24 protein-coding genes are annotated in these 26,426 nt (G+C 40.3%); 11 read left to right on the top strand and 13 right to left on the bottom strand.

What is annotated here, in order from left to right:
* The 3 genes from EHS15_RS04835 to EHS15_RS04825 form a co-directional block, all read left to right on the top strand.
* Window positions 1–1,456, top strand: a 1,456-nt coding sequence (locus EHS15_RS04835; RefSeq protein ID WP_246051899.1) for a polymorphic toxin-type HINT domain-containing protein, incomplete at its 5' end; no start/stop codon positions are given.
* Entirely contained in the window at window positions 1,453–1,827 is a 375-nt protein-coding gene (locus EHS15_RS04830) for a hypothetical protein (protein WP_135759420.1), read from the top strand. The genes EHS15_RS04835 and EHS15_RS04830, both read left to right, overlap by 4 nt.
* The gene (locus tag EHS15_RS04825) at window positions 1,761–2,468 is read left to right on the top strand and encodes a hypothetical protein (RefSeq protein WP_167884156.1); all 708 of its coding nucleotides are present in this window, start codon (window positions 1,761–1,763) and stop codon (window positions 2,466–2,468) included. The genes EHS15_RS04830 and EHS15_RS04825 overlap by 67 nt, the downstream gene beginning before the upstream one ends.
* A 574-nt stretch (window positions 2,469–3,042) precedes the next feature.
* Here the strand turns inward: EHS15_RS04825 and EHS15_RS04820 are convergent.
* A complete protein-coding gene (locus tag EHS15_RS04820; RefSeq protein WP_135759418.1) occupies window positions 3,043–3,495 on the bottom strand; it encodes a PIN domain-containing protein in 453 nt (150 codons plus the stop codon).
* Window positions 3,485–3,703 carry an antitoxin gene (locus EHS15_RS04815; protein ID WP_135759417.1) on the bottom strand — a complete coding sequence of 73 codons (219 nt, stop codon included), beginning with the start codon at window positions 3,701–3,703 and terminating at the stop codon, window positions 3,485–3,487. The genes EHS15_RS04820 and EHS15_RS04815 overlap by 11 nt, the downstream gene beginning before the upstream one ends.
* 327 nt (window positions 3,704–4,030) lie before the next feature.
* On the opposite strand from EHS15_RS04815, the gene EHS15_RS04810 reads away from it, so the two are divergent.
* On the top strand, window positions 4,031–4,594 hold the full coding sequence (locus EHS15_RS04810) for a helix-turn-helix domain-containing protein (protein ID WP_135759416.1): 564 nt from the start codon (window positions 4,031–4,033) through the stop codon (window positions 4,592–4,594).
* Entirely contained in the window at window positions 4,552–5,889 is a 1,338-nt protein-coding gene (locus tag EHS15_RS04805; RefSeq protein ID WP_167884155.1) for an adenylate/guanylate cyclase domain-containing protein, read from the top strand. Before EHS15_RS04810 ends, EHS15_RS04805 begins: the two co-directional genes overlap by 43 nt.
* A gap of 17 nt (window positions 5,890–5,906) precedes the next feature.
* On the opposite strand, the gene EHS15_RS04800 is transcribed toward EHS15_RS04805, so the two are convergent.
* Together EHS15_RS04800 and EHS15_RS04795 are read right to left on the bottom strand one after the other, a co-directional pair.
* Entirely contained in the window at window positions 5,907–7,829 is a 1,923-nt protein-coding gene (locus EHS15_RS04800) for a lipase family alpha/beta hydrolase (protein WP_135759414.1), read from the bottom strand.
* 6 nt (window positions 7,830–7,835) lie between these two features.
* Window positions 7,836–8,282 carry a hypothetical protein gene (locus EHS15_RS04795; protein ID WP_135759413.1) on the bottom strand — a complete coding sequence of 149 codons (447 nt, stop codon included), beginning with the start codon at window positions 8,280–8,282 and terminating at the stop codon, window positions 7,836–7,838.
* A 125-nt stretch (window positions 8,283–8,407) separates the two neighbouring features.
* Between EHS15_RS04795 and EHS15_RS04790 the strand changes: the two genes are divergently transcribed.
* Both EHS15_RS04790 and EHS15_RS04785 read left to right on the top strand, forming a co-directional pair.
* Window positions 8,408–9,643: an EAL domain-containing protein gene (locus EHS15_RS04790; protein ID WP_246051898.1), complete on the top strand. Its 1,236-nt coding sequence runs from the start codon at window positions 8,408–8,410 to the stop codon at window positions 9,641–9,643.
* Window positions 9,644–9,678: 35 nt separating this feature from the next.
* Complete coding sequence (locus EHS15_RS04785; RefSeq protein ID WP_246051897.1) at window positions 9,679–10,605, top strand: YheT family hydrolase; 927 nt, start codon at window positions 9,679–9,681, stop codon at window positions 10,603–10,605.
* Here EHS15_RS04785 and mdoH read toward each other — a convergent pair.
* From mdoH to EHS15_RS04765, 4 genes are read right to left on the bottom strand one after another with little or no spacing between them, the layout of a single operon-like run.
* The gene (gene mdoH, locus EHS15_RS04780; RefSeq protein ID WP_135759411.1) at window positions 10,602–12,665 is read right to left on the bottom strand and encodes a glucans biosynthesis glucosyltransferase MdoH; all 2,064 of its coding nucleotides are present in this window, start codon (window positions 12,663–12,665) and stop codon (window positions 10,602–10,604) included. The genes EHS15_RS04785 and mdoH overlap by 4 nt on opposite strands.
* A complete protein-coding gene (locus EHS15_RS04775) occupies window positions 12,662–13,057 on the bottom strand; it encodes a hypothetical protein (RefSeq protein WP_135759410.1) in 396 nt (131 codons plus the stop codon). Before EHS15_RS04775 ends, mdoH begins: the two co-directional genes overlap by 4 nt.
* Window positions 13,041–14,624: an OpgD/OpgG family glucan biosynthesis protein gene (locus EHS15_RS04770; protein ID WP_135759409.1), complete on the bottom strand. Its 1,584-nt coding sequence runs from the start codon at window positions 14,622–14,624 to the stop codon at window positions 13,041–13,043. Before EHS15_RS04770 ends, EHS15_RS04775 begins: the two co-directional genes overlap by 17 nt.
* A 44-nt stretch (window positions 14,625–14,668) precedes the next feature.
* Window positions 14,669–16,354 (bottom strand): methyl-accepting chemotaxis protein, encoded by a 1,686-nt coding sequence (locus tag EHS15_RS04765; RefSeq protein WP_135759408.1) that lies wholly within the window; start codon window positions 16,352–16,354, stop codon window positions 14,669–14,671.
* Window positions 16,355–16,531: 177 nt separating this feature from the next.
* On the opposite strand from EHS15_RS04765, the gene EHS15_RS04760 reads away from it, so the two are divergent.
* From EHS15_RS04760 to EHS15_RS04745, 4 genes are read left to right on the top strand one after another with little or no spacing between them, the layout of a single operon-like run.
* Window positions 16,532–17,941: a hypothetical protein gene (locus tag EHS15_RS04760; protein ID WP_135759407.1), complete on the top strand. Its 1,410-nt coding sequence runs from the start codon at window positions 16,532–16,534 to the stop codon at window positions 17,939–17,941.
* A complete protein-coding gene (locus EHS15_RS04755; protein WP_135759406.1) occupies window positions 17,938–19,731 on the top strand; it encodes a DUF262 domain-containing protein in 1,794 nt (597 codons plus the stop codon). The genes EHS15_RS04760 and EHS15_RS04755 overlap by 4 nt, the downstream gene beginning before the upstream one ends.
* A gap of 18 nt (window positions 19,732–19,749) precedes the next feature.
* A complete protein-coding gene (gene dgcR, locus EHS15_RS04750; RefSeq protein WP_135759405.1) occupies window positions 19,750–20,640 on the top strand; it encodes a diguanylate cyclase DgcR in 891 nt (296 codons plus the stop codon).
* Window positions 20,641–20,643: 3 nt separating this feature from the next.
* Window positions 20,644–21,690 (top strand): serine/threonine protein kinase, encoded by a 1,047-nt coding sequence (locus EHS15_RS04745; RefSeq protein WP_135759404.1) that lies wholly within the window; start codon window positions 20,644–20,646, stop codon window positions 21,688–21,690.
* Window positions 21,691–21,697: 7 nt separating this feature from the next.
* On the opposite strand, the gene EHS15_RS04740 is transcribed toward EHS15_RS04745, so the two are convergent.
* The 5 genes from EHS15_RS04740 to EHS15_RS04720 all read right to left on the bottom strand — a co-directional run bounded on the left by EHS15_RS04740 (window position 21,698) and on the right by EHS15_RS04720 (window position 26,343).
* Complete coding sequence (locus EHS15_RS04740) at window positions 21,698–22,489, bottom strand: TrmH family RNA methyltransferase (protein ID WP_135759403.1); 792 nt, start codon at window positions 22,487–22,489, stop codon at window positions 21,698–21,700.
* Between the two features lie 182 nt (window positions 22,490–22,671).
* Window positions 22,672–23,700 (bottom strand): hemin-degrading factor, encoded by a 1,029-nt coding sequence (locus EHS15_RS04735; RefSeq protein WP_135759402.1) that lies wholly within the window; start codon window positions 23,698–23,700, stop codon window positions 22,672–22,674.
* On the bottom strand, window positions 23,697–24,485 hold the full coding sequence (locus tag EHS15_RS04730) for a heme ABC transporter ATP-binding protein (RefSeq protein WP_135759401.1): 789 nt from the start codon (window positions 24,483–24,485) through the stop codon (window positions 23,697–23,699). The genes EHS15_RS04735 and EHS15_RS04730 overlap by 4 nt, the downstream gene beginning before the upstream one ends.
* Complete coding sequence (locus EHS15_RS04725) at window positions 24,482–25,489, bottom strand: FecCD family ABC transporter permease (protein ID WP_135759400.1); 1,008 nt, start codon at window positions 25,487–25,489, stop codon at window positions 24,482–24,484. Before EHS15_RS04725 ends, EHS15_RS04730 begins: the two co-directional genes overlap by 4 nt.
* On the bottom strand, window positions 25,471–26,343 hold the full coding sequence (locus tag EHS15_RS04720) for a heme/hemin ABC transporter substrate-binding protein (protein WP_135759399.1): 873 nt from the start codon (window positions 26,341–26,343) through the stop codon (window positions 25,471–25,473). Before EHS15_RS04720 ends, EHS15_RS04725 begins: the two co-directional genes overlap by 19 nt.
* Window positions 26,344–26,426: the final 83 nt, after the last annotated feature.

The raw sequence follows: 26,426 nt of genomic DNA, 5'->3' as shown, positions 1-26,426 counted from the left end.
GGATTGGAAGGCTGGTATTGCTACTTCTCAAGCTTCCAGCAGAGAAGCGATGCAAAAAATCTCTGAGAGCGTTCATCAGAATTACCAAAAGCTAAATGAGGGTATGCGTAAATATGCAAATGCCAAGGCTGAAGCAGATCCAAATAATCCTAAGAGCGTTAACTATAGTGAAGAGGATTGGGCAAAGTTAACGGATGAACAGAGAGAGGCTATTGTTCAACAATGGGAGAATGGTCAAGATCAACATGAAACTAGAAATACAACCTTCAAACGAGCAGTAGGAAATGTAGAGGATTTCTTTTCTCAATTGAATGGTGATTATTCCAATCACGCTGTTGAGACAAAAAATGGGGAGTTTACTGTTAAAACTTGTTTTGTTGCTGGAACTAAGATAACGAAACTAAAACGAGACTACTATGAAGTAGCTGATAAATTAGAACCAAACTCTAAGTATGAAGAACAAGTCGCCATTGAAACAATTCTTGTTGGAGATTGGGTCTTATCTAAAAATGATGAGACCGGAGCACTAGCATATAGACGAGCTATTCAAACTTATAAGAAGCAAACATCTTTAATTTATAACATCAGTTATAAGAATGGAGTTGTATTGGAAACAACCTGGAACCACAGATTTGCAAGATTGAAACAATCAGAGAACAATGAGCAAACATTTGAATGGGTAGAAGCTAAAGACTTGCTGGTAGGAGATATTGGAGTTGAAGCAAGTGGTAATTTACTGAAAATTACAGAAATATTCAAAGAAAATCGTGAAGAAACAGTATATAACTTTGAAGTAGATATTGATCATACCTATTTTGTTGGAGAGTCACAAGTATGGGTTCACAACCCAGATGGATATGGTCCCGATCTAACATTAGCTGGTTGTTTGCTTGGAGGACCTTGGGGTTGTGTTGCAGGGGCTGTAGCAGATGTGGCAGAAGCAGCAATTCTAACAGGAGGTATATTAATTGTTGGAAATAAAATTAAAGATATTGTAAATGATAGAATTGATTCTAAGCCAATAGCAGTACCACTTGATGATACTGATGTAAAAAATAAGAATAAGAGGAAAATTGTACTTGGAGAGAGCATAGAAAGAATTGAAGTTGCTAAGAAAACTAGACCTGAACTTGCTGGGGCTGAATATTTTCCAGGTGGGGATGTTTTTGACAAATCAGGCAATAAGCTTCCCCAAGGAGCTCCTGGTTGGCTGGAATCAGCTAAAGCTGCCAATAGAGTTTGGCTTCAAACTGCGATCGCGCAAGGAGCTGAAGTTTATAAAGTGGGGCGTGATCCATATCGTACAAAAAACCAAGAAGCACCTAGTCCATTTTATTCATCTGAGGAATATGTTTTGAGAAAAAGCAACTACCCAGCAAAATATATCAAACTTACAAAAGCTGAAGAAAAAACTGCTTGTTTAGTAAGAAGAAATGATCCGAGCAAGTGCCAATGATAAATCAATCACGTCAGTTAGGTTATGATTTCACCCTAACATTTTCTACCGCTTTAGTTGAATACTGTAATTTAAGAAAGTGGACTAAATCAAGACTTACAATTGGCGAATGGACTTCGCATTTTGAAGTAGAGAATATTGAAAAACAAATTCTTTTTGAAGTAATGTATGATGCCCATGACTCAACTCATAATGGGTATTTTACTCAGAATAATGAGAGATTGATATTAATTAACCTTTTCAAAGAGAATAAACATTGTAAATCTGAAAAAGAATACTTTAAGAAAGGAGAGAATTATTTTAAATGTTTGGCACAGTATTATTTCGAAAATATGACTATAATTGGAAAAGGCTTGGGTTCCTTTTTTTAATACTTATGTTTATAATGTGTACAGAAGACAAACAAGATACACCATTAATAAAAATAAAATTGATAGCCAATGGTGACCTTGAAATTAACGGAGAACTGGTAAAGAAAACAGAAATAAAGGATTTTATTAATGATATTGCAGAGCCAAATAAGTTCAGTTTTGTTCTGATGAGAGAATTTCCTAGCTCAAAAACGTCGCTCAAAGAGGTTTTTGAAAGCATAGAAAAAATAACACCTAATGTTTATCTGGCCACAGAGGATGACTATCCAGGAGACCAGATAAAATTTCTAGAGATAGAGGAATCTCCACTAAATTTTAGATTTTACTACAATGCTCATGAAGGAATATTCTATTCAGATATGAAAAATAATAAGACCCTAAAATCAAATGAAAAGATTCCCTTGCATCTGTTAAAGAGTATTGAGTTGCTCATTGATTCAAATAGAATATTGGATTTAAAAAGCAAGAATGAAGATAGTGCATTTAGCCCAAAAACATTAAAACTAAATGGAATACACTTAAGAATAATAACAAACAATGATTCAAGTTTTCAGTATTTTGGTAATGATGTGAACTTATATGGCTTCAAAACAGGCATAAAAAGCATCATCGAAAATAATTTTAAGTCTCTTAAGAACTGAGTAATTGGATAAATCGTTCGCTTACTTGGAAGGCTTTGAAAAGTGTGTTAACCTGATATTGGGGTGAAGCTTTGTTTTCAAAGCAAATAGCTTCAAGTCAGAAATTTCAAGAATGACTGAATAATAAAAAGCTGCAAGAGCAATAAAGTAAGACTAAAATTGTTTAGCTAAACTTTAACGTTCATTGACAACACAAACAGAACCCCAGCGCTAGCGATCGCAGCGAAAATCAAAGCGAAACATATCTCACGCTCTCGGTCGCGAAACCTCCTGTTTCGACTCCCGAGCTTCGGCATCCCTGCCTTCGCCACCGCGAGAAATACGTTTCGCTGCTTAAGAAAGATTGTTTCATTTGATTGAAGCGAAGAGCGCGGTCGTGGCTTTCATAGCAATTTGCGCTAAAGAAAAGATACGAAGCGCCCACCAAAACCGATCTTGTCAGGCTCAGAAAAAATAAGAGGTGGGGCAAAAAAATACTTGTACTTTCCGGGAAGGGAGTCAGAATGAAATCGAAACCTGTTCCTCACAGATCAGGCCTTCTTCCCGATAACTCTAGAGGAGAGTGAGACCTCTTCTAGAGTTCTTTCCTCCCTTTTCCTGTTTTCACTTTAAATGGGTTTCTGATTTCCAGAGTTTGGATTTTATCTCCGTCGCCCAGATCTTCCGAATACAAAACATTGCATTTGCATTCCAAAGCGGAAGAGACGATCAAAGAATCGTAAAAAGACAGCTTGTGTTTTTGCTGAATCTCGGTTGCTTTGAGTATGTTCTCATGACTGTAATGAACTCTGCAAAGTGGAAATAGAACCGACTTCAGATAGGTTTGCAGATCCGGTTTTTTCAAAGGGACAGCGAATTTGCGGGAGGCTACGTTCGTAAACTCTTGTATCACTTGGTAGCTTGTATAATAATTGTCCGAGCTCAATGCAGACGAAACGATTTCGATAGAACGTTGTCTTTTGAAAGAATCGTTCTCATCGAAATTGTAAACGAAGATATTCGTATCTAAGAAGATTTTATCTTTCATTCATCTCTTCTCTGGTGAATTTTTTGCCTACCTTGGCATATTTGAATTTTTCCATCAGGTTTTTGTAATCTAAAGGATCATTCACCGCATTCGCATAATTCATTAGAAATTCATTGAATACTTCCGCCAGGGATTTGTTGTCGTTTTGCGCCTTCAGTCTTGCTTTTAGGAGAGTTTTTTCGTCGGCGCGAAAGGTTACGTTGCTCATATTCTAATTTTGCACGGAATTCGTGCATAGTTCAAATGTTTTTTTCTGGGGTGAGAGGTTTTTCGGTTCCTGGATTATGTCACATTAGACTTGACAGAAATATTTCCCATGCACAGCATAGGATAGCCAAATCCATCCGTATTTGGTCTCGGCAGTCTCACATCGCCGATAGGGAAGAGGGCTATTTTCAAATAGACAATAGCCGACAAGGACGCTTGCAAAAGCTTCCAACGTTATGCGGTGCCGGAGGCTTATCCTCCTTCCCGCAGATTCTGGATATGAAGACCACATATCCGGCGATAGCTTTGTTTTGGTCTGAGAGGAAATATGAAACGAAATCTAAGACTTCCTGTCTGGGCTCAGGATTTGGATCTGCCTATGACCGCCAAATTGTTGATAGCCGAGATTGAGTCTTTACATAGAAACAAAGGATGTTTTGCTTCCAACGCCTATTTTGCGGAGCTGCTTGGAATTCAAATCAACACGGTTGCAAAAAATATTTCTCTGCTTCGTAAGAAGGGATATCTCGAAACCGTTTCTTTCGACGGAAGAAAAAGGGTGTTGGCTCCTATTGGAGTAGGGGAGGGGAGGTCTTTCCTTTCCGGAGAAGGCAGCTTTGGCTCGAGCTCCCGCTCAGACTTGGACGAAAATCCAACTCCTCTTTTAGTACATAAAGAAGATACAAGGAAGATCACGTACAAACGTACGGAAATCGATCGGAAAAATTTGAACTCTAAACTGACTCGCTTTTCCCCGAGCACAAGGAAAATGATTTTGGAACAAATCGTCATCGGGGAAGATGGGATTTGTGCGCTCCCCGAACGAGCTTCTCCCAGGATGAAATTGATTTGGGATTCTCTGCAAAGGAAGAATGTGGTCACAGGTGGATGATATTGGAAACTGCGAATTCGTTTGAACAGTCTTTCTCAAGGGAAATTTTACGATCAGAGGTTAGGCGAGCTTCCGCAATCGTAATCATCTTTTTATCGGGCTTTTTTGCCTTTCTTTTGCAGCCTTATTTTTTTCCCGTTTTTCACGGTTATATCGCTGCCAGCGGATTTCCTATTTGGGCGCCTCCTTGTTATTTTCTTTTCAATATGGTGTACGGACTTTGTCTCCGCCAATATTATATTTGGTCGATCCGTAAGGACAGAAAACTCAATCGATGGATTCGATACGGCACCGCTTTTTATGAATCGACGATTCCTACGTTAGTGTTTTTGTTTCTGGGTCATTTTTACAATTACTCTTTGGAAGCTTTGAACTCTCCTCCCGGCTCAGTGTACTTTCTGTTCATCATTTTGGCTACTTTACGTCTTGAAGAGAGAATGGCGATTTTTTCGGGTAGCGTATCTGCGATTCAATTTCTCTGTCTGTTTTTTTATTTCCAAACCTTTAACTTTAACGTTTCTTCGATTTCCGTTTTGGAAAACCAAGCATTCTTTTATGCGAAGTCCGCTATTTTATTCGCTTCGGGATTTGTTGCTGCTTTCGTCACAAGACAGATCAAAACTGCGATTAAAAACTCTTTCCAACACGAACTGGATAAAAACCAAATCAGATCCTTGTTCGGTCAACATGTATCTCCCGTAGTCGTAAATCAGTTGTTAGCACAAAAAGAGGATTGGGAAGGAGAACTTCGACATGTATGTATGTTGTTTTTCGATATTCGAAACTTCACTCAATTTTCCGAATCTCAATCGCCCGCACAATTGATTCAATTTCTGAACACTGTGTTCTCTCATTCGATCGAATGTGTGAACCGAAACGGAGGCATCATCAATAAGTTCTTAGGCGATGGTTTTATGGCTGTGTTCGGAGCTCCTGTTTCTACAGGTAAGGATGTGGAAAATGCAGTCAAAGCTTCCGCCGAAATCAGAGCCACCATTCATAAATTGATCGAGGAAGGAACTCTTCCTAAAATCGGAATAGGGATCGGACTTCATTGCGGAGAAGCGGTCACCGGGAATGTGGGATCCGTGGAAAGAAAAGAATACACAATCATAGGCGACGTGGTGAACTTAGCCGCCCGGATCGAACAACTGAACAAAACGTTCGGAAGCGAAATTTTAGCTTCTGAAGAAGTCTTTCAGATGGCGGGAGACGCCAAACAACGATTTTCTTCATTGGGAGAAACTACTGTGAAAGGTAAATCTCTTCCCGTGAAGATCTATCAAATGGTTTAAGTCTATGCGTAAGATGTTTACCGAATGTGTTCTTCCAAAATTCGAATCACTTCCCGAATTGCCAAAGGGTTTCTATGTACGGAATGGTTTCCTTTGAGAAGCAAATTGCTTTTGGCACCTTCCAGATAAGAGCTGCTGTAGTTTACCACGGAATCGGACCATCCTAACGAACTTTCCCATTCCTTTTTATCGAACATATACATCACTTTTTTTCTGGAGAGAAGAGGGAGGTTTTCGGACACTCCGTGGATGGAATGGAACTCCACATCCTTAGGAAATTTTTTATTTCTAGTCACTTGTATGAACGTACTGTCCGGCCGCAAAGATTCCACTCCCGTAGGAATGGATCTGGTTTGTATTTGAGATAAGGACAATTTATACGTGAGAGTGTTGAGAATTCCTTGGAGTCCTCCCCAAGCTTTCTCAGGTAGTCGGATGAAACTATTGAACCCTTGTGCCCACCATGTTTCCGCAAGTTTGGATCCTCCGTGGGGAACCGCGATGAAAATAAATTTTTTCGTGAAATCCTGTGCTTCGAAATGAAGCATGTTCTTGAGTAAGGTTCTGTCTTTCGTGGAAAGTTTGTCCAAATCGTTAGGGTTGACTATGATGGACTCCAACCATTCCGACTCTTTTATATTCAGAGCAGTTAGTTTGGAAACGAGTCCACCCATGCTATGAGCGACGATCACCATTTTTTTGAAATGAGGGTTGGTATGATTGCGGTCATATTTATCTCTTAAAGACCGCAGCGTTTCTCTAAACCTATATCCGGAATAATAAATGGGATTTCCTGTAGGATACCAATACACCCAAAACTGATAACGCTCTCGAATCTCTGGAATTCCATACAGATAGTTGATCATATCGATCCATGTATAGGGAGAAGACATCAACCCGTGTACGAATACGATGGGGATTTTATCTGCCTGATAAGATTCCAACATATACATCCCCTGGTCCGTATCCAAGAGTTTGGCGTTCAATGCTGCCTCTATCCCTCCTACTTTTTCCCGATTGTACATCAAAAAGGCGAAAGGAGTAGAGAAGTCTTTCTCCAAAGGAATGGTTTTGTTCCTTACTTTGATATGATTGACTTTGAGTGTGTCGAAGATCTCCGTTTTTCCGTGAAACTCAAAGAAGTTCTCAAGTTCAGGGGTCTTATTTTCGGGAGATGTGATTTCCAAAAAGAAAGTGGCAGGCATCGCATTTTCATAAGTATTTTTGAGATGAGGATTGTCTTCTTTAGGTTTGTTCTTTTCATACTTGGAAGTTAAAACAATGGGAACTCCCAGTCCGTATTCACTCTGATAGCTGGATAAACCTTCTATTTTGAAATCATAAGTGCTGTGAATGTCTTCGAATTGATCCGGGAAATAACTGAAATTAGGTTTCGAAAATTTGGCGTATATAGCGCCATAAACCATAGGGATTTGAAGGAAGTCTATATCCGTACTTAAGTTTTTGATTCTAAGCGCATTGATCAGGTTGGATAAGGATCGATTGTAGTAATCGCAGGCTCTTCTGAAGTCGGGAAGGTATTGAGGAGAATCCGCATCTTTGGAAAAAAATAGATAAGCATACGAATGATAGATACTGGTTCCCGTATATTCCAGGAATTCGTCTTTTCGTTCTTTCTGGTTTTGGGCTAAATAATAACTTAATTCCGCGATGATGAGGGCGGTTTTCGGTTCTTTTCTGTTTTGATAATCCAAAACAAGGTCTTGAATCACTAACTTAGGTTCTGCGAGAAAATCTTCCCATTCTTCTTTTTCAAGAAGGAACTGAATTGCAATATAGGAAAGTTTTCCCGTAAAAAGCGTATGTTCTGAAATGGCTCTGTATTGTTCGTCCCGATCAAACTTCGAAATTTTGATCCCGTCGCTACACGATAGAAATAATAGGAGGATGCTGAGAAACCGAAAACGAAAAAAAGCCATTCTTCGTTATTTAGAGTTTGCTATGTCCTCTTTCAATTGTTTTCTTCCTCCCGGGTAAGGAACCGCATATAAACATTGGCATGTTTCCCATTCCGAACTTCCGAAAAACGATTTGGGAGAAGTGGACTGGCATATCAATAACTCAGGCTGGATTTTATAATTCGAAATCAATCTGCTGAGATGATTCAGTTCGGATACACCTAAGGATTCTTTCTCATTATCTACCAATTGTTTGGTGATCGTTTGCGAAGTGGATAGAATTTGAACCGCTTGAGTACAGGTGGATATCTTCATTCCGATGCTTCCTACACTGATCGCTTTCTCGCTCGCCTTTCCGTTGATCACCGCATGGAAGACGTCTCCTTTCTTCTCCGTTTTCCATTCAGTTTGATAAGGAACAAAACCGGCACAAGCGATTAGAAATAGAGGCAAAAGAATCAAACTTCGTTTCATGTCGATGAATGTAAGTGACTGTTCGCCTCTGTCAATTGCTATCGGAGAAGCTGACTGTAGCTAAAATCTCTATCCAATTTAACGAAAAATTTATCCAAAATAACAGATTTGTTCTGGATGGATTTTTGAGTGCTTCCGATATTGGATGTATGTTTGCTGTAGACGAACTGGCTTTAGACTATGTCCCTTATTTCCAGCCAATTTTTTCCGTAGAAGATCAAACGGTTGCCGCCTATGAATCTTTGGGAAGGGGAGTGTCCCCGAACGGAGATGTTTACAGTCTGTCATTTTTTATGCACAACAGCGATTCCTTGGAAGAACAGGATCGTGTCATTACCGTTGATTCGTTGTTAACTGAGAAGGCCTTTCTTAAATTCGCCGAAGAAAGAGAAAAAGGATATTTATTTTTGAATGTCACTCCCGATCGTCTTCTGTATGAAGTCGAGTATTCGGAAGGTTTGGATTTTCCCATCCTGCAAAAAGCCAAACAATATGGAATTCATCCTTCCCGTATTTATTTAGAAATCACAGAAAGGACGAGCAAAAGAAGTTTAGATTCTTTGACCACTGCGGTGGAAATGTTCAAAGAGCAAGGTTTTAAGATCGCCTTGGACGACGTAGGGTCCGAATCTTCCAACTTAGAGAGATTAGGTGCTTTGAAGCCGGACATGATCAAGGTGGATTTGAATCTTTTGAAACGATCCATCCGTTCCAGAGAATTTCAATCCATCTTGGAATATTTGAAAGATATTTCTTTGGGGATGGGTTCCGATCTTCTTTTCGAAGGGATTGAAACCGAAGAAGAACTTTATAGAGCGGTGGATTCGGGCGCTCGGTTTTTACAGGGATATTTTTTAGGGAGACCCAAAGCCAATTTTTTAAACGCTTTCGAGTGCGACGGACTTTTGAAACCTCATTTGGATAGTTTTCATCAGTTGAAAAGGCAACAAATTTCTTCAGAGATTCATTTCGAGACTTCCATCAAAGAGACATTGGAAAAAATTTCCATCCCTGTTCGTAAAATCGGTAAACGAGTATTAATCGACGCCCAATCGATTTTTAAACTTTCCGGTGCCATCCAAAGAGTGTATGTAACCGATTGGGACGGTACACAAGTATCTTCTTATTACGAAAGAGACGGAGAATTTTCCTTTAAAGAGAACAATCTTTCTCTTCAAAAAAACTGGTCTTATTTGCCTTTCTTTTATAAACATGTGAAACAGGCCTTTCGCAGCCCCAGCTCTTGGCAGATCAGCGAACCTTATTGGGATCGAGCTTTGAACCGAAAGCTGACCGTGTTTTCCAAAGTGCTGGAAGGACAGTTGTCCGTTTTTATAGACGTATCCTATCAAAGTACATGAATGTTTTCAAACCTATCCCGTTTTTTTCAGGTGCCATGTCACAATCGTTGCTGGCTTCCTGGAAAAGCAAAAAGGATCGTTCTCACTCTTTTCTCAAGGATTCGGAATGGAAATTGATCCAAACAGGGAAAGGAGTATCCTTACTTGCCTCCTTACACACACAAAAAAATGCGAAAGGAATTTTGATTCTTCTTCACGGATGGGAAGGAAGCATAGGTTCCAGTTATATCGTACGCACTGGTGAATTCTTTTATCGGCAAGGATATTCGATCTATCGATTGAATTTAAGAGATCACGGAGACACTCATCATCTCAATGAAGGTTTATTTAACGGAAGTTTATTGGAAGAGACGTACGAAGGTGTTTTAAAACTCGCCTCCTTGAATTCCTCGAAACTCCCGGTTTATTTAGCAGGGTTTTCTTTGGGAGGAAATTTCGTGATTCGAATCGCACAGAAACATTCTCTTTCCAAACGTACGGAACAAATTCCTCTTTTAAAACATAGTTTTGCTGTAAGCCCCGCTTTGGATCCCATGGCAGCGACCATTAAAATGGATAAACATTCTCTCTTGAGAAAATATTTTTTGAAATCATGGATTCGTTCCTTGAAGAAGAAAGAATCCTTATTTCCTTATCTCTATCGATTCGGAGGTTTGTCCGAATTCAAAACAGTGATGGATTTGACCAAAGAGATGGTTTTGAAACATTCAGAATTTAAAACGGTGGAAGAATATTTTCTAACTTATACCTTACAAAAGGATTTTTTCAAAAAAATAAAAACCCCAATCACGATACTCACTTCTGAAGATGATCCTGTGATTCCCGTAAGGGACTTTAATGAAATCCCTTCCAATCCTTATGTAGAAACGATCGTAGAAAGTAGGGGAGGGCATTGCGGTTTTATAGAAGATACCTCTCGCAATGCTTTTTATTGGAAGATTATGAAACTTAAGATGCGTTAGTTGTTTAAATAAGCCCAGTTTTCCCGCCAAAAAGATCCCAATGTTTCGGGTCGAGACGACCAAATCTTAAAATGCACTTCTTCCAATGCATCCGCATTGGTAAGTATCGAGGAAAGACTTTTTCTGGACAATTCGTTCGGTCCTAAGTGTACCAGATCATCGATCGCTTTTTTTGTTTCCAGAGAAAAAGAAGGGTGTGCTTTCTTTTTTCCCTGCATCCCTTTGTGGATTCTAAAATATCTGGGATGTGCCAATGCTAGAAAAATGCCGGATAGAAGATAATCCTTAGGAGTATTCGTTTCGGTATTCAGCAGACGAAGCAACTGAGACAATTCCTTGTTTGGCTCCGTTTCTTCCTGTGTTTTAAAGAAGAAATTCAAGATCCGACGGGAAGGAATCGTCAAACTTGTGATATATACGATCGGTATGGAGAGAATCCAGCCGGACCAAATAGGAAGACTGGAATAAAACAATACCTCTGAAAAATCGTTTAACACATAAGCGACTACGATTCCCAATAAAGTGATCCCGAAAAAAGACTGCAGGATGGATTGAAACGAATACGATTTGTTTGAGTCTCTGTTTTGAGGTGCCCATTCTATTTTTCGATTTGCCAAAGTATAGAAAATGAAAGTGGTATAGTAGATCAAATACACGGGAGCTAAAAAAATAGAAGTGATTGTTTCTAAAAGAAAACTGAGAGTTAGACCGATGCTTCCTCCATGAGCCTTCCTCAAATTTCGAGTCAACATGGCATCGATGTATCCCAATATCCTGGGAAGAAAGAGCAAAGTTAAAGATAAACCTAAAAGTTCATAATATAACGGTAGATAGATTTGATTCGTGAAAAATTCGAATTCTTTCGGAAGCAATGAAAAGTTGAGGAAACGAAAATCTTCCCAATAATTCCATAAACTGAGAAAGATGTACATTCCCCAAATGGGAGCGCTGAGATAAGAAAGGATTCCCAAAAGAATATGAAGCCGATTTAAGAAAGGGATGTTTTTAACGAACAAAAACCAAATATGCTGTAGATTCCCCTGACACCATCGATTGTCCCGCTTCAATGAATCCAAGAGGTTAGGAGGGCTTTCTTCATAACTGCCTTCCAAGTCATAGGCAACAAACACCGAATATCCGGCTCTCCGCATCAATGCGGATTCCACAGTATCATGGCTTAAGATTTTTCCTCCGATGGCTCCGTATTCAGGGAGATGGGGGAGGGCGCAGTGTTCCATAAACGGTTTGATTCTGATGATCGCATTATGCCCCCAATAAGAACCGGCATCTAACTGCCAATAACCGGCACCCGCCAGAAAACTTCCTCCCAAAAGGGAAGATGAGAATTGATTCATTTTTTGAAATAGCGTTTTGGCACCGAATAACTTAGGTGAAGTCTGCAAAATGCCGATATTTGCATCCGATTCCATGATTGCTGTCATTTTCCCGATGCATTCCGCTGTCATCATACTATCCGCATCCAACACCAACATGTAACGATAGATTTTTCCCCATCTTCTGCAAAAGTCCGCCAGATTTCCGCTTTTTCCGTTCAGATTGATCTTTCTTCTTCGATAGAATATTTTATCGAAACAATGAAGTTCTTCGCATAGATCATGATACGCCAATTCTTCTTTGACCCAAAGATCTGGATCTCTAGTATCGCTTAATATAAATATATCGGTATTCGAAATCAGATTTTGATCTTTTAAAGACTGATAAATGACTTTGATCCTTGAAATTGTGGACTTAACATCCTCTCCGTAAATAGGCATAACAATTGCTAAAGGTGACTTCAAAGCTTTTTCTTTCCAATCTTCTTGAAGCAAAGAAGTGATTCTTAGATTGTCCCCTTTCTTTTTTCTTCTTTGGATGAATCCGAAAATCGAAATCATCGCTCCATAGGAAAGAAGAGGAAAAAGAACGCAGAGAGAAATTCCTTGGTAGTATTCCGCCATTTCGATTCCTCGAAAGGAAGTGATTCGGAAAAATACAGTAAGTCCCCATAAAATGGGAATGAGCAATGCGGTTAAAAATACGATTCTTCTAAACTTGATCATAATATAAATTTAAAGATTAATAGATAATAAACGAAACTCCAGAACACCACTGATAAAACAAAAAACAAAGGACGGATTTTCGTATAAGAGGTTTGACTGGAAACATCTTCCTTTGATTGAAATTCTATATTGGCAGGTGTCATAGAAGCTAACTTCCATTCTTTGGTAGTAAGAAAGGAAGGATCTTTATAAATCGAAGCGATTTGTTCCAACCAAAGTTTCCAGCCATGTTCCAAATCGATAGTTTCCGATTCCTTTAATTTGATTCTTTTTTCGAATTCAGTCAATTGGTATGCGATTTGAAATTCATCTTCTTCTCCCAATGCTTTTAGATACATTCTCGCACTGGACGATAAGAGTTTTCTCAACTCATTGTTATTTGGAGATTCCATCGTTATAAATCCATGTTTCACTGATTTGTTTATTGTCTTTTTCCAGGAAGATTTTCCATTGCATCGGTTTTGTGAAACTAACGCCTTCTTTGGAATATCGTATCACCAAACGCCATTGACTGAGTTCGTTGATCTTTTCCAATTTGGATTCGAAATCTTTTTTATCTTCTCTGTCCGTTTCTATCACCGCTTTTAAAGCTGCAGTTCTATCTAATTTTTTGATTTCTTCTCCCGTAAAGTAAACGGTAAGAGTACTAACCTTAGGGTAAAGCGGATCCGATCCTCGAAAGAATGCGGATATCTTCGCTAAAGTATGGTCACTAGGAGATCTATCTTGAAAGTAAACTTTATAGTTCAAATCGAACGGTTCTTTAGGGGCAGGGTGTTCTTCCGGTTCCCAGAAGACTCCCATATTATCGTCGGAATCTAAGTTTGTGGCAATTTCTAATAGGTGTAATTTACCTTTGCCCCAATCGTTAGACGGTACTACCCATGCGCTAGGGCGTAAATGATACTTCATCAAGTCGTCTTGATAACTTTTAAATTTATGATCTCTCTGAATGAATCCATAACCTTGAAAGGAATCCGCATCCAATGTAGTGACTATGGTTTCTTTAGGATTTACGAGAGGTCTCCACTCCCATTGATTGTCTTTCGTATGTATAAGAAGTCCGTCAGAATCGTGTACTTCCGGATGTATATTGCCTAAGATCGGTTGATCCGCTTCACCGTATAAGAACATAGAAGTAAGAGGGGCGAAACCAAGACGTTTTACTTTCTTTCTCAAGTAATTTCTTGCTTTTACTTCCACACAGGAAACTTCTCCCGGGTAGAATGTGAATTGATAGGCACCAACTACGCTTTCACTGTTGAGAAGAGCGAATACTTGCAGGGTTTTATCGAACTTTTCCGGTTGTTTGACATAAAATTCCTCGAAGACGGGAAACTCTTCTCTTTCGTTTAACCCTGTATTGACGGCAAGACCTCTTGCAGACAATCCGTAGACTTGTCCTTTCGAGATGACCCTGAAGTAGGATCCTCCTTGAAATACAGCAAATTCTTCCAAAGCATTTTCTTGATTCAGAGGATAATGGATTCTAAACCCCGTGTAATGAAGGTCTCTTGATAATCTTGCGAATTGATCGGGAAGTTTTAGATTTCCAAAATCGAAACGGGAAGCATCGTATTGGATTTCTGTCGGAGCTTCATCCAATATTTCGAATACCCTGATTCCAGTGGAATATATATGACCAGGATGAAAGAATTGCAATTGAAAAGGCAGGCCTAGATTTTTCCAAATAGATACTTCCGGTCTGTAAACGATTTGCCTATAATCGTCATAGTTGACTCCGTCTAACTGAGGTACTTTGACGGAAGGAGGTTTGACATATCCGGTTTTTAATAATTTTTTAGCCTTTCTGTCTAAATGTTCGAATCCGAAAGGTTGATTGTTTTCTCCGAAAAGATTGGCAATTGTTTCGAAAGAAGATTTATCTTCTCCTTTAAAGAGAGCAAATAACAAAAGGAATAATGCAACTGCAGCGAGCAAAAAATTGAGTCTTTTCATGACTCATGTCAGTTTATCTTTTCCTGAAAGGAGTTCCAGTTCTTTTAAAAGCGAAAGAACTTGGTAGTGCTATACAAGGATGTAGCAACTTTTCTGAGATTTTGCATTGCGTCTGAAATTGCATGTATAGATGCTGACTGCTCTTCGGAAGTATTCGCAAGTTCACTGACGACGGAACTGTTTTCCGTGTTTCTGTCCAGAATCGTATCCAATTCATGAGTCAATAACTGGGAAAGAGAATCTATCTTCGCAGCTATATCGACCAATTCCTGTATGGCTACTTTTTCTCTTTCGGAATGTTTGAAAATTTCTTGAAAAGAAGACTCTATCTTTACGATGTCAGAAGCGCCTTTTTGAAGTTCGCTGAGTCTAACTTGATTTTCTTGAGTCACACTGAGTAACTCGGACTGAAAACTTCCGATAGATTGATGAATTTCTTTCGCAGACTTGGATGATTGTTCCGCAAGTTTTTTGATTTCTTCCGCTACGACGGCAAAGCCGGCTCCTGCTTCTCCCGCTCGGGAAGCTTCGATCGCTGCATTTAATGAAAGTAAGTTGGTTCTGTCCGCAACATAAGAAATTGAACTTAGGATTTTTTCGATTTCCGTGGACTTCGCCGCTAATGTTTGCAATCGTTTTGTCCCCGAATCAAGTGAAGAACTGAACTCTGACATTTGCCCTGAGAGATGTTTCGATACGGAGAAGGATTGGTCGATTACGTCTCTTGTTTCTGCAATCACTTTGGAAAGAACATTGGCTTGGTTGTTGATGGAAACGATCGCTTCCGTAAGATTTATGATTTGATCTCCTGCGGAAGAGGTGCTCTGCAAGGTTACGCTCACACTATCGGAGAGGATATTCAAAGCTTTAGAAAGTTCTTCTACGGAAGCATCGATTTGTTCGATGGAATTGCCCGCTTCTTCTGCATTCGTGCTTACGAAATCGGAATTAGAATAGAGCTGAGTCACCAAACCTTTCATTTCTACTTTTAGAATTTGTAATTGTTGAAATAGAGTGATGCAGGAAGAGAAATGTTTCGGGACGGGAAATTCGGTTTTTAAATCCCTCTGCGCCATCGTTTGGATGGAAGTTTGAAGTATTTTCACTTCCTTACGAAAAAGAATGCCTTGAAATATGTTCCCAGAAAAGGAAGCTAACAATGCGATAATGAAAAATAGAATTCCTAAAAAGTGATTTTCTTTAGCAAAGTAAAGATATAAGGCAGATGCTGCCAAAACTAAGGGAAAAATAAGAAAAAAGATATTTCTTTGATTGGCAAGCCAGCCCGAAATTAGGGAAAAAGTTTTTTCCAAGATCGTTTTTTCATCTTTGATCATTCCGAACAGAATTTTTGCATGATGGATCTGCTCTTCCGTAGCAAGACTTCTGACAGACATATAACCTACAGGCTGATCGTCTTTGAAAAGAGGGGATACGCTTGCATCTACCCAATAATGATCGCCGTTTTTACAGCGATTGATGACTACCCCATTCCAAGATTGATTGTTCTTAATCGTCGCCCACATTTCAGCAAAGACATATCCGGGGACAGCAGGATGCCGGATGATATTCTGAGGTTTACCGATGAGTTCGTCTTCTGTAAATCCACTGATATCGCAAAACTCCGGATTTACAAATTCAATGATTCCTTTTAAATCTGTTTTAGAAATGATATTTTGTCCAGGCTTCAGTTTGGATTCTATATTTGTAAGAGGTCCGTTGTTTCTCATGGAAATTTATTTAATAGCCGCCTGTCAGTACCATAAAAATGCCAAAGTAGGATTCAATCAATTCATTTCACCTATAACGGGTAGGGTTTAATTAAATATATGACTCTAAAATCAGTAATTATACTGAGCTTAATTGTCATTTTTTTGTTTATTCAAAACTGTTCTAAAAATGAAAAAATGACAAAGGCTTTCGGTGAATCCGTAGTAGGAGGAGAAAAAAAACCTCTTTCTTTTCAGAGGATTGCCCCGCTAACAACTAATGCGTACGGAGGGAGGAAAAACATTCATGAGAATGGATGGTGGATCATTCCTTCTTCTCAAAAGTCTATCGAATCTACTTTTGATTCGGGAAGAATGAGTTTTCGAGTCGCAAAGGCAATCGTAGTAACCAAGCTGAAAGGCCGCGCCGAAAATTATCCTTCCGATTTACAGTCCACCGTCAAAAAAGTCCATGGGTGGGGAGTGGATCTTCGCTCTTCAGGAACAGATCTTTCCGGAGAGATTTTGGAACACTCAATCCAACTAACAAAAGAAGAATGGAGCCTTGCTAAATCATCCGGAAATAAAGCGAAAGAAAGTTTGGTGTACGGATACATTCATTTTACGGATAGAGAAGAAGAGGATCGAACAAGGATCATAAAAGCCATATCCACTGTCAATGAAACAGGAAATTCGTTTTCCTCTTCCACCAATCAATTGTTTACTGAAACCGTAAGCCGCAATTCCACTAAGCTTAAAAAAACATGGGGGGACAGTTATCGAAATACTGTGAACGGTTTTTTGGAAGAATACGAAGAGTCGGGAGAAAAAGAAAACAGTTTGTTCGCTCTTTGGGATATTTTTCAAGGTTATACGGTTGCAGTGAAAGAAGCTGTTTTTTCTCCTTTATTCGGAACAACAACCGCCGTAGGTGAAACAGTAGTAGTAGGAGGTGTCTTCGTTCCTGTAGCACATTCCGCAACTTTCTTAGGCCAAACAATGGTTACTTCAGGCCTTGTCTTATTTTATCCCGCTCAAGTGGGCTATAGAGCCATCTCTCCTAGTTTGGAAGCGGGATTTTTCGGTTCCATTGCTTTACTCACAGCATCCGCAACAGCTCCTACCATCGTTTCCGGTACTGGCCTTTCCGCGTTCAATCAAATCACCGTTGTGACAGGTGTTACCGGTGCGGAAGCGGTAGGTCAAGTTGGAGGAGTCGGTATAGAAACGACTGCACTCGCCAGCGGAATGGTGTACGATGTGACAACAGGAACCGCAGAGTCCGCTATGTACGGAATGAAGGCTGGACTAATTCTAAGTTATGCGGGGCTTACCGTTCTGCCGACACATCTTCTTCTGACCACTCTGGAAGGTCCCATCTTCCTTGCTTACGACGGACCTAGAGTCGTAATTGCATACGCACAGGGAAATTATGCAGGATTTGAAACTTTACCCACAGGAACCGTTGTTGATTTGGAAGAAGCGAAAAACCAAGGAAAGATTAAAATCTTATCTTCCGATCCTGCGTTGGTGAAGAAGGTAATCGATGCGGAGATCAGAGAAAAAGAAAAAGAGCTCAAGAGGACACGGGAAAACTCTAAAAAATGAAAATTAATTATTTACCAGTCATTTTAAGTCTTTGTTTATTTTTAGGAACATGTAAGTCCACTCAGGATCAAGATCAGGAAGATCCTCTTAAAAATTCGAAGAAGCTGATTATCGGCGGCCATAAATCACTATTTTTTCAAGGTGCGATTCCCGTAAAAGGAACCAGCATCAAGTTCATTCCTCCGATGGAAGAAGCGGAAATATTCATTTTCGGGCAAAGGATTGGGTTCGCAAAACAAGAGTTTTCTAAATCCGTATTGAAAGCGAAAGAATCCGTAGTCGTTGTGAAAGAAGGAAGTAAGATGAGTTGGTCTGCAGCCAAAACCATCAACGACCAGGGGAAGGCAACTGGGGCATTTCTGCAAAAACACGCTACAGAACCGGGCATTTATATTATGTACGATTCAGTCGCAGAATCTTACGGAATCATAGGAAGCTCATTTGAAAAAGGAATATCTGCACATAATAATATTGTGAATCAATCGGAACTTTTGAGAAAAGAATGGAACGAATGGGCCGAGATGAAGTTGAAGGATCCTGAAGTTAAGGAAGATCCTAAACATTTTTCAAAGAAAATGAAATCTTACAAAACAAAGTTTGAGGATGTTCTCGGGTCATTTGTGTACGGTTATGTGAATTTGGATGAATCCCTCAAATCCGCATGGGACGAATCTTACGAAGATTTTAATGACGGAAGCTGGAAAGATCATTATAAAGATATGAGTCATCTTCGTTCTGATGTTTCTCATGAGATCAGCTCCAAATGGCAAGAAACCATCTTCGACTTCGGCTCTCAAACTAAATCAGAATTGCAGTCAGCATACAAAGACTTGGAATCGATTGCCGACGGAAAATCCTTAGGAATCGCCTTACTCAGTGCGTTTGCAAAAACGACCAAAGGTTTGTTCTATGACGGGATCATCGAACCCATAGGGGCTGTAGGTATTTTATCGGTAGGTTATGTGGGCGTGAATACTGTGATTTATCCTGCTGCGGTTGCAACAGTCGGAGCCAAGACAGGACTTTATTTTCTAGCTGAAACTTTTACTCTTGCAGGCAAAGGAGTCGTCTATATAATCGCTCCAAACGTAAAGCTCGCATTAGGTGCTTTGCTGGGGAGCACCGGTTTGGTTGTCGCAATTTCCGCCAAGTCCTTTCAATACGGATCAGAGACCACAGGAAAAGGTCTTCGTAAAACATCTGCTTATTCCGTGAAAGGGGCAGGGATCATTACCGAGAAGTCGGGAAAGTATTTATTGGCTCCCGCTTCTTTAGTAGGAGTCACCGCCACCCAATCGGTGATAGGAGGAGGGTTGGCTCTAGGAGGAACGGCAACGGGAGCAACGATCACCGCTGCGGGAGCTACCATGCAAACAACCAGTTACGCCGTCGGAGGGACATCGGCGGCGGTAGTAGGAACCACGGGCTCAGTGACATCGTTTGGAGTCGGCACGAGTTACGGAGTGTATCAACTAACAAAAGCTATCGGTATTCCTTCCGGAGTGCTTTTGGGTTCCGGGGTAGTGTTAGGGTATGAGGCAATCGCTCAAATCTCAGCACATTCCGTTTTGGCTGTAGCAGATTGTTCGTATTTAGTCTTATCCCTAGAAGGCGGGAAATGGGTTGTTTACGGGGTAAAAGATGTGACCAATCAGGCAACCGGGCTTATGGCTGGAGCTGTGATTGATCTTGACCAAGTTAGGAAAGATGGAAATACTATCGTGAAAGTGCCCCTGGAAGAAGGCGAGGCTGAGAAAATTCTAGATCCGAAAAGAAGTAAGAAAAAATAATAAAATGAAGGAACACAAATGAGCAATAAAATCTTAATTGTAGAAGATTCGCTTCTTCAGAGACAAATTCTGATTAAATGGCTCACTAAACATTCTTATACATGTATCATTGCAAACGATGCACAAGAAGCTAGAGAAATCATTGCTAAAGAAAGCATTGAAGTAGTGTTACTTGATTGGGAACTCCCCGATGGTTCCGGAATCGATTTGATCAAAGAAATTCTTTCTTCTTCCCCGACGGGATGGCTCCCTATCATTATGGTGACCAGCCATTCTGAACCGGAAAAAATAAAAGAAGCGATAGAGGCAGGTGCTACCGACTTCATCAGAAAACCTGCCGAAGAAATCGAACTGCTTGCAAGAATCTATAGCGCACTTCGAATTAAATTTTTGCAGGACCAACTGAGAGACACTGCAATTCGAGATCCGCTCACTGGCCTATATAACAGACGATATATGGAAGAAAGAGTAGACCAAGAATTTCAAAGATGCAAAAGACATTCCCACCCCTTATCTATCGCCATGATCGATATCGATTTTTTTAAGTCGGTCAACGATACTTACGGACATGATGTGGGAGACGTCGTCTTAAAATTATTGGCGAATGAACTCAAAACAAGACTCAGAAAATCCGACATACTTTCCCGATTCGGGGGAGAGGAGTTCGTCATCGTATTTCCGGAAACTGCAAATATAGATGCCAAACATGTGTTGGATAAAATCAGAGAAGCAATCACTCAAATTCCTATTCACAGCGACGACCAAAAAGAATTTCATATTTCCTTCAGCGGAGGAGTTACCGGAGGAGATTTAGAACACGTCGCTCATCCTTCTGAACTTTTGAAGATTGCAGACAAAAACTTATATGAAGCAAAGCACCAGGGAAGGAATAGGGTTATTTTATCCTAATCCATGAATTCCAGCTCTTTTCATCAACTAACACCCGATACTATTTTTACTTCTATAGAAACCTTAGGTTACGAACCTACAGGAAGATGTGTTCCGCTGAATAGTGTGGAGAATCGTGTCTATGATATAGAAGTCGGGGAAGGTCATAGAATCGTCGTTAAATACTATCGACCGGGAAGATGGGCTAAAGAACAAATCCAAGAAGAACACGATTTTTTATACGAGCTCAAAGATGCGGATATTCCCGTACTTGCTCCGATCCAAAAAGAAAACAAACAATCGATCTTTTCCTACCAAGATTTATTTTTCGCTATATGGCCTCTCCGAAACGGAAGGATCATCGAAGAAATCTCCGAAGCGGATCTGCCTAGATTAGGAAGGTTACTGGGAAGGATCCATCTTGTCGGGAAATCAAAGCATGTTTCTTATAGAACCAAATTGGATGTTCCCGAATATGCAAGCAAGGCATTGCAGTTCATTGAACAAGGCGGCTGGATCCAAGACAAACATCTATTAGAGAGATATAAAAATGCAGCGCTTATTGCTTTTGAATCTTTCGATCGTATCTCAAAAGAAACAGGAGTTCCTTTTCATCGGATTCATGGAGATTGTCATAAGGGAAATCTTTTACATTCTGCGGAAGGTTTTTCCATTCTGGATTTCGATGATTTTTTAGAAGGACCTGTAGTGCAGGATTTCTGGATGTTACTTCCCTTTGGCGACTCTAGATCCGAATACGAAAGAAATTTATTTTTCGAAGGGTATAGAGAATTTTCGGAATTCTCCGATTCTTGGCTGTCTTTGATCGAACCTTTAAGAGCGATTCGATACATTCATTATGCTGCATGGATTGCCAAAAGATGGGAAGACCCCGCTTTTCCAAATCTGTTCCCTCATTTTGGTACGGAAGAATATTGGCTGAAAGAGACGATTGATTTGGAACAAATGGGAAAATCCTATCATTCCGATTCGATTACAACTGCATCGGAATCGGAAACCAAGGAAGAAGAACTTTCGAATAAGGATTTTTTTTGGGACTGGGAAGGTTAGCCAGAGTTTATCTTCTTTGAGAGAAAGCCAAAGCGACCGCTAAAGAATGGGATACATTCAAAGAATCCACTCCATTCTTCATAGGTATATAAATCAATCGATCGCATAATCTAAGTATATCGGGATCGATTCCTTCTGCTTCATTTCCCAAAACCAAAAGAAACCGCTCGGGAAAACGGAACTCTTCTATCAATGAGAAAGAACGAGCCAGCTCTTGATCGTTTCGAGGAAGACTCATTCCTATCACAGGAATGTTTTTCGCTTTATAGCCTTCAATGGTTGATCCCAAAGAATCCGTTTGAAAAATCTTTTGTGAGAAAATATTTCCCATAGAAACTCGAACACTTCTCCTTAGATAAGGAAATGATGATTTTTTATCCAAGAGCAAGGAGGAGATTCCGAACGCAGCACTTGTTCGGATGATGGATCCTATGTTTTCCGCATCAAATATGCGATTACAAACTATAATCGGAAAAGACAGATTCGGATCGTTTAATTCCGGTTTTTTGGCGACCGCCATCATCCCTTGATGGACGGAGAACCCGATTGTGGACTCGAACACGGAGCGATCCGCAACAAATATCGAATTTGGATTCGATATTTTGGTAGAAATCAATCGTTTATGTTTGGAAAGATATTTCTCTATGCTGAAGATACTCACCACTTCCAAAGAAGATTCTAACAGACGTACAACGGTCTTTTCATTGTCAGCGATGAAATAGTCTGTTTTTTCCTCTTTCGCTTTCAGAAGAGAGTAGGGGGCGACCCGAGGATCTAGGGGATCGAAGATTTGTATCATTATGTCACATTGGGAAAATGAAAAGCGAGCCCCCGCCCTGAATTGGGTGGTGGAGGCGGGCTTGTGGGCTTCCCCCGAAAAGCCCTACCATAAAAACCCGCATATTGCCAGCTAAAACCCAGATCGGTGAAAAAAATTTAAAATCTTTTCACCTTTTTGCCCTCTGCGCCCTTACTATCGATTTAATTCCAATACTTACGGATTAAATTCGCCCAAGTTTCCGACTGAGGGATTCCCGGTTTTCTTTTTCCGAACAACTGAAGGATCAACAATTCATTTTCACCGAAAAGTTCGAGGGAGGTCACATTACCATCCTTAGTCGGCTTTTCTACGATCCAGGTTTCCTGAATCAAATCGGATCTTAGATGCAAATTGAAGATCGGATCCAATACATTGAACCATGGTCCCATCGATTCCAACTTAGAAACTTTTCCCGTATGGATTTGGATCATTCCTTCGTTTCCTACAAAGATCATAATTTCTTGTTCGGCATCTCTGCACTCAGTAAGTAACTTTTCAAATAATTGATTGTCTACTTTTTTGGTGAACTTCCCTTGCGCTGCTTCCAAAGCGGCCTTTCTGGACACATTGTACTTTCTTAGAAGAGGGAAAAAGTCGTGTGTGTCTTGTAATGCGCCCCAATCTGCCAAAAAACCATCTAACGAACCTTCCGCAAGCGGTCTTGACTCTTCCGGTTTTTTGTTTCTTTTGATTTCTTCAGATAATGCTGCATCTGACACAGTGAATTCTTCTTTCACTTCGGCCCAACCTTCTAGATTGGATTTGTCCGTTGTGTAAATTTTATGAATTGCCTCTCCGTATCCGTCGAAGAATTGAAAACTCTTTAAAACGGAATCTCCTCGATTTTCTTCCGAATAGAATCCTATTTTCCATTGGCTGAGAAAAATACGAAGATCTATGTCTTCTCCCACGGCAAGACCCATCATTCCGTTGACCGAAACGTCTTTGTATTCTCCTTTTCGTTCATGCACACAAGGTTCGTTCCTTGTAAGCGCCATCACATATCCTAGTTTAGGAGTGGATTTAAGAAAGTCTGCCCAATTCGGCTTCAAAAGACTAACACCTTTTCCTAGTTTTGTTGCGAGTAACTCAGCTTCGCTCACTCCTAATATTTTTCCCGCTTCTCGTATGCGAATATTAGGTGCTTCCGATTTCAACTTTTCCCATGACTGTAGTAGTTCTGCGCTCATTTGATTGTCTGCTCCATTTTTGATAATTTTGGTAGAATAAAAATTCCGTTCGGTGAATCGAAAACGTTCATTTCGACTCCGAAGATATCCGATATGTTTTTTTCGGTTAAAACATCTTTCGGTTTTCCGCTCGCGGCGAGTTTTCCTTCCTTAAGTAAGGACACAGTGTCCGCATATTGATTTGCAAAATTGATATCGTGCAAAATCAACAAAAGACCATATCCTTGGTCTGCCATATGTCTGGAAACTTGTAATAGTTTTAATTGATTCGGCAAATCCATGCTTGAGATCGGTTCGTCTAACAAAAGGTATTTGGGAGGGTTCCCCCATACCTGTGACAACACTCTTGAATATTGAGTTCTTTGTTTTTCTCCTCCGGAAAGAGTAGAGTAAGACCTATCGCCTAATTTTTGAGTGTTTGTGATTTCCATAGCTTCAAAAATCACTTTGTCATTTTCTTCCTTTGTGCTCTGATAAGGACTTCTGCCCAACTCGACGATTTCTCTTGCGGAAAAAGGGAATTGCATTTCGTAGTCTTGCGTTAAGACAGAACGTGTCATTGCCAAATGTTTCCGTTTCCATTCGCGTATCGGTTTTCCATTCAAAAGAATTTCTCCCGAAGTAGGCTCGAAATCACCGCATAACAACTTAAACATAGTGGATTTACCTGCACCATTCCGTCCCATCAGAACATGTAGTTCTCCCGGTTTCACTTCGAGAGAAATTTGCGAAACCAGATTCTTGGAACCGACGGAATAAGTGACATTTTCGGCGATCAAACTCATGTATTTCTTCTCCTTGCTCTCAGTAATAATAGAAATACAGGTGCTCCTAAAAAGGCGGTAATGACACCTACAGGGATTTCGGTGGGAGCCATGATCGTTCTACAGAATCCATCTCCTATGGTAAGGAACGCCCCTCCTAGAAAATAAGAACAAGGGAGAAGGTATTTATAATCTTGTCCGATTGCTAATCTTACTATATGCGGAATGGAAAGTCCGACGAAACCTATATTCCCGGCTACGGCTACGGAAGATCCTACAAGAATTCCAATGCATAAAATTAAAAAGGATTTCATTGCCTCGACAGGAATTCCCAAATGCATAGCTTCCTTCTCTCCTAATGCAAAAACATTCAATTGTTTACTGATGAAGGGACCTATAAAAACAGGAAGGGCTAAAATCACACCGAATCTGGATAAAGTCGCCCAACTGGATCCTCCCAAACTCCCTAAGTTCCAATTAGAAAGATTTCTTAACTGAGCATCGCTAGCGATATAACTTAAAATACCGATTCCTGCAAAACAAAGAGAGTTGATTGCGATTCCAGTTAAAAGCAAGGTATATATTTCCGTTTTACCTTGGGAACGGGAAAGTATATAGACTAAAAATCCGGTTACCACTCCTCCGACAAATGAAAGTAAGATGACTCCCCAGACGGGAGGAAAGTTTTTGATTTCAGTTCCTAATACGATTCCGACCGCTGCAAATAGGGCAGAGCCCGCCGTGATTCCCACCAACCCCGGGTCTACGATCGGATTTCGAAACAAACCTTGTGCGATTGCCCCTGCCCAAGCAAGTGAACCACCTAACAAAGTCGCCATGATGACTCTAGGAAATCGCAAATTCCAAAAAACTTCGTTTTCAATGGAACTTGCTGAATTCGTAAGAATATCGGACCAGTGAACCCCTAAGGCCCCCCAGTTAGAAACGAATGCCAAAGCGAATAACGATAATAAAACGGTAAAAGATAAAAATAGTTTTCTCTTTTTTACTTGAGAGATTTCCATTTAAGCGAAAGCTCTCCTAATGCGTTTGCAAGCCTTGGTCCGAAACCAAGTAAAAGCAAATCGTCCATCACCGCCACGTTTTTCTGTTTCCCTGCTCTTGTTAAGTTCAAACCAGGAAGTTCCCACAACCCTTTTTCGCCGCCTAATCCTTCTAAGGATTTTTCAGGAATTAAAATCACATCCGGATTCGCTGCAACTACTGCTTCCGCAGTCAAAGGTTTGAATTCGTTGAAACCGGACATTGCGTTCTCTGCGCCGGAAAGTCGGATCATTGCATCCGCAGGAGTATTCACTCCTGAAACGAAAACATTGGTTGCACTTCTTGAATATATGAATAAGACTCTTACGGGTTTTTTCGGCTTAGAACCATCAAGTGACGCCACTTGTTTTTTATAAGCTTGAATCAACGCTTTGCCTTCTTTCTCTTTGGAAATGAATTTGGCAATTTGTTCTATCTTAGCTTCCACACCTTCGATGGTTAAGGTTTCTTGAACGATCAACATCGGAACTTTAAAGGTTGTAAGCTGCTCAATTGTAGCCGGAGGACCTGCGTAATTTGTTCCGATGATTTGATTCGGCTTTAAGGAGAGGATTCCTTCCGCAGCTAAAGTTCTTTGGTATCCGATCTTCGGTAGGGAAACTGCCTCTTTCGGATAATAAGAACTGGTATCTACTCCCACCAAACGATCGCCGGCGCCTAAAGCAAAAAGGATTTCAGTGATCGTTCCATTTAGGGAGACAATTCTCGGTTTTTCTTCTGAGAAGAGAGAAAAGGGGAGAGCCAAAGAAAAAAATACCGAAGCGCAAGCCAGTAGACGTGCGGTTCGGAAAGGAATCTGTAGGAAGTTAGGCATGATCCGATTTCGAGGGAGAGGGGATTTCTGTCAAATAGTATTGATTTTGAGTCTCATTTCGGTAACAAATTCTATGACAAACT

Source organism: Leptospira idonii, from assembly GCF_004770995.1.
Taxonomy (GTDB): Bacteria; Spirochaetota; Leptospiria; order Leptospirales; family Leptospiraceae; genus Leptospira_A; species Leptospira_A idonii.
Note: the sequence above shows the minus strand (reverse complement) of the source record. Positions and strands in the feature narration are given on the sequence as shown.

Bases quoted from the DNA above. Each gene is read 5' to 3' on its own strand.
- EHS15_RS04830 (WP_135759420.1), top strand. From the start codon at position 1,453: ATGATAAATCAATCACGTCAGTTAGGTTATGATTTCACCCTAACATTT.
- EHS15_RS04825 (WP_167884156.1), top strand. From the start codon at position 1,761: ATGTTTGGCACAGTATTATTTCGAAAATATGACTATAATTGGAAAAGG.
- EHS15_RS04820 (WP_135759418.1), bottom strand. From the start codon at position 3,495: ATGAAAGATAAAATCTTCTTAGATACGAATATCTTCGTTTACAATTTC.
- EHS15_RS04815 (WP_135759417.1), bottom strand. From the start codon at position 3,703: ATGAGCAACGTAACCTTTCGCGCCGACGAAAAAACTCTCCTAAAAGCA.
- EHS15_RS04810 (WP_135759416.1), top strand. From the start codon at position 4,031: ATGAAACGAAATCTAAGACTTCCTGTCTGGGCTCAGGATTTGGATCTG.
- EHS15_RS04800 (WP_135759414.1), bottom strand. From the start codon at position 7,829: ATGGCTTTTTTTCGTTTTCGGTTTCTCAGCATCCTCCTATTATTTCTA.
- EHS15_RS04795 (WP_135759413.1), bottom strand. From the start codon at position 8,282: ATGAAACGAAGTTTGATTCTTTTGCCTCTATTTCTAATCGCTTGTGCC.
- EHS15_RS04785 (WP_246051897.1), top strand. From the start codon at position 9,679: ATGTCACAATCGTTGCTGGCTTCCTGGAAAAGCAAAAAGGATCGTTCT.
- mdoH (WP_135759411.1), bottom strand. From the start codon at position 12,665: ATGATCAAGTTTAGAAGAATCGTATTTTTAACCGCATTGCTCATTCCC.
- EHS15_RS04775 (WP_135759410.1), bottom strand. From the start codon at position 13,057: ATGGAATCTCCAAATAACAATGAGTTGAGAAAACTCTTATCGTCCAGT.
- EHS15_RS04770 (WP_135759409.1), bottom strand. From the start codon at position 14,624: ATGAAAAGACTCAATTTTTTGCTCGCTGCAGTTGCATTATTCCTTTTG.
- EHS15_RS04765 (WP_135759408.1), bottom strand. From the start codon at position 16,354: ATGAGAAACAACGGACCTCTTACAAATATAGAATCCAAACTGAAGCCT.
- EHS15_RS04760 (WP_135759407.1), top strand. From the start codon at position 16,532: ATGACAAAGGCTTTCGGTGAATCCGTAGTAGGAGGAGAAAAAAAACCT.
- EHS15_RS04755 (WP_135759406.1), top strand. From the start codon at position 17,938: ATGAAAATTAATTATTTACCAGTCATTTTAAGTCTTTGTTTATTTTTA.
- dgcR (WP_135759405.1), top strand. From the start codon at position 19,750: ATGAGCAATAAAATCTTAATTGTAGAAGATTCGCTTCTTCAGAGACAA.
- EHS15_RS04745 (WP_135759404.1), top strand. From the start codon at position 20,644: ATGAATTCCAGCTCTTTTCATCAACTAACACCCGATACTATTTTTACT.
- EHS15_RS04740 (WP_135759403.1), bottom strand. From the start codon at position 22,489: ATGATACAAATCTTCGATCCCCTAGATCCTCGGGTCGCCCCCTACTCT.
- EHS15_RS04735 (WP_135759402.1), bottom strand. From the start codon at position 23,700: ATGAGCGCAGAACTACTACAGTCATGGGAAAAGTTGAAATCGGAAGCA.
- EHS15_RS04730 (WP_135759401.1), bottom strand. From the start codon at position 24,485: ATGAGTTTGATCGCCGAAAATGTCACTTATTCCGTCGGTTCCAAGAAT.
- EHS15_RS04725 (WP_135759400.1), bottom strand. From the start codon at position 25,489: ATGGAAATCTCTCAAGTAAAAAAGAGAAAACTATTTTTATCTTTTACC.
- EHS15_RS04720 (WP_135759399.1), bottom strand. From the start codon at position 26,343: ATGCCTAACTTCCTACAGATTCCTTTCCGAACCGCACGTCTACTGGCT.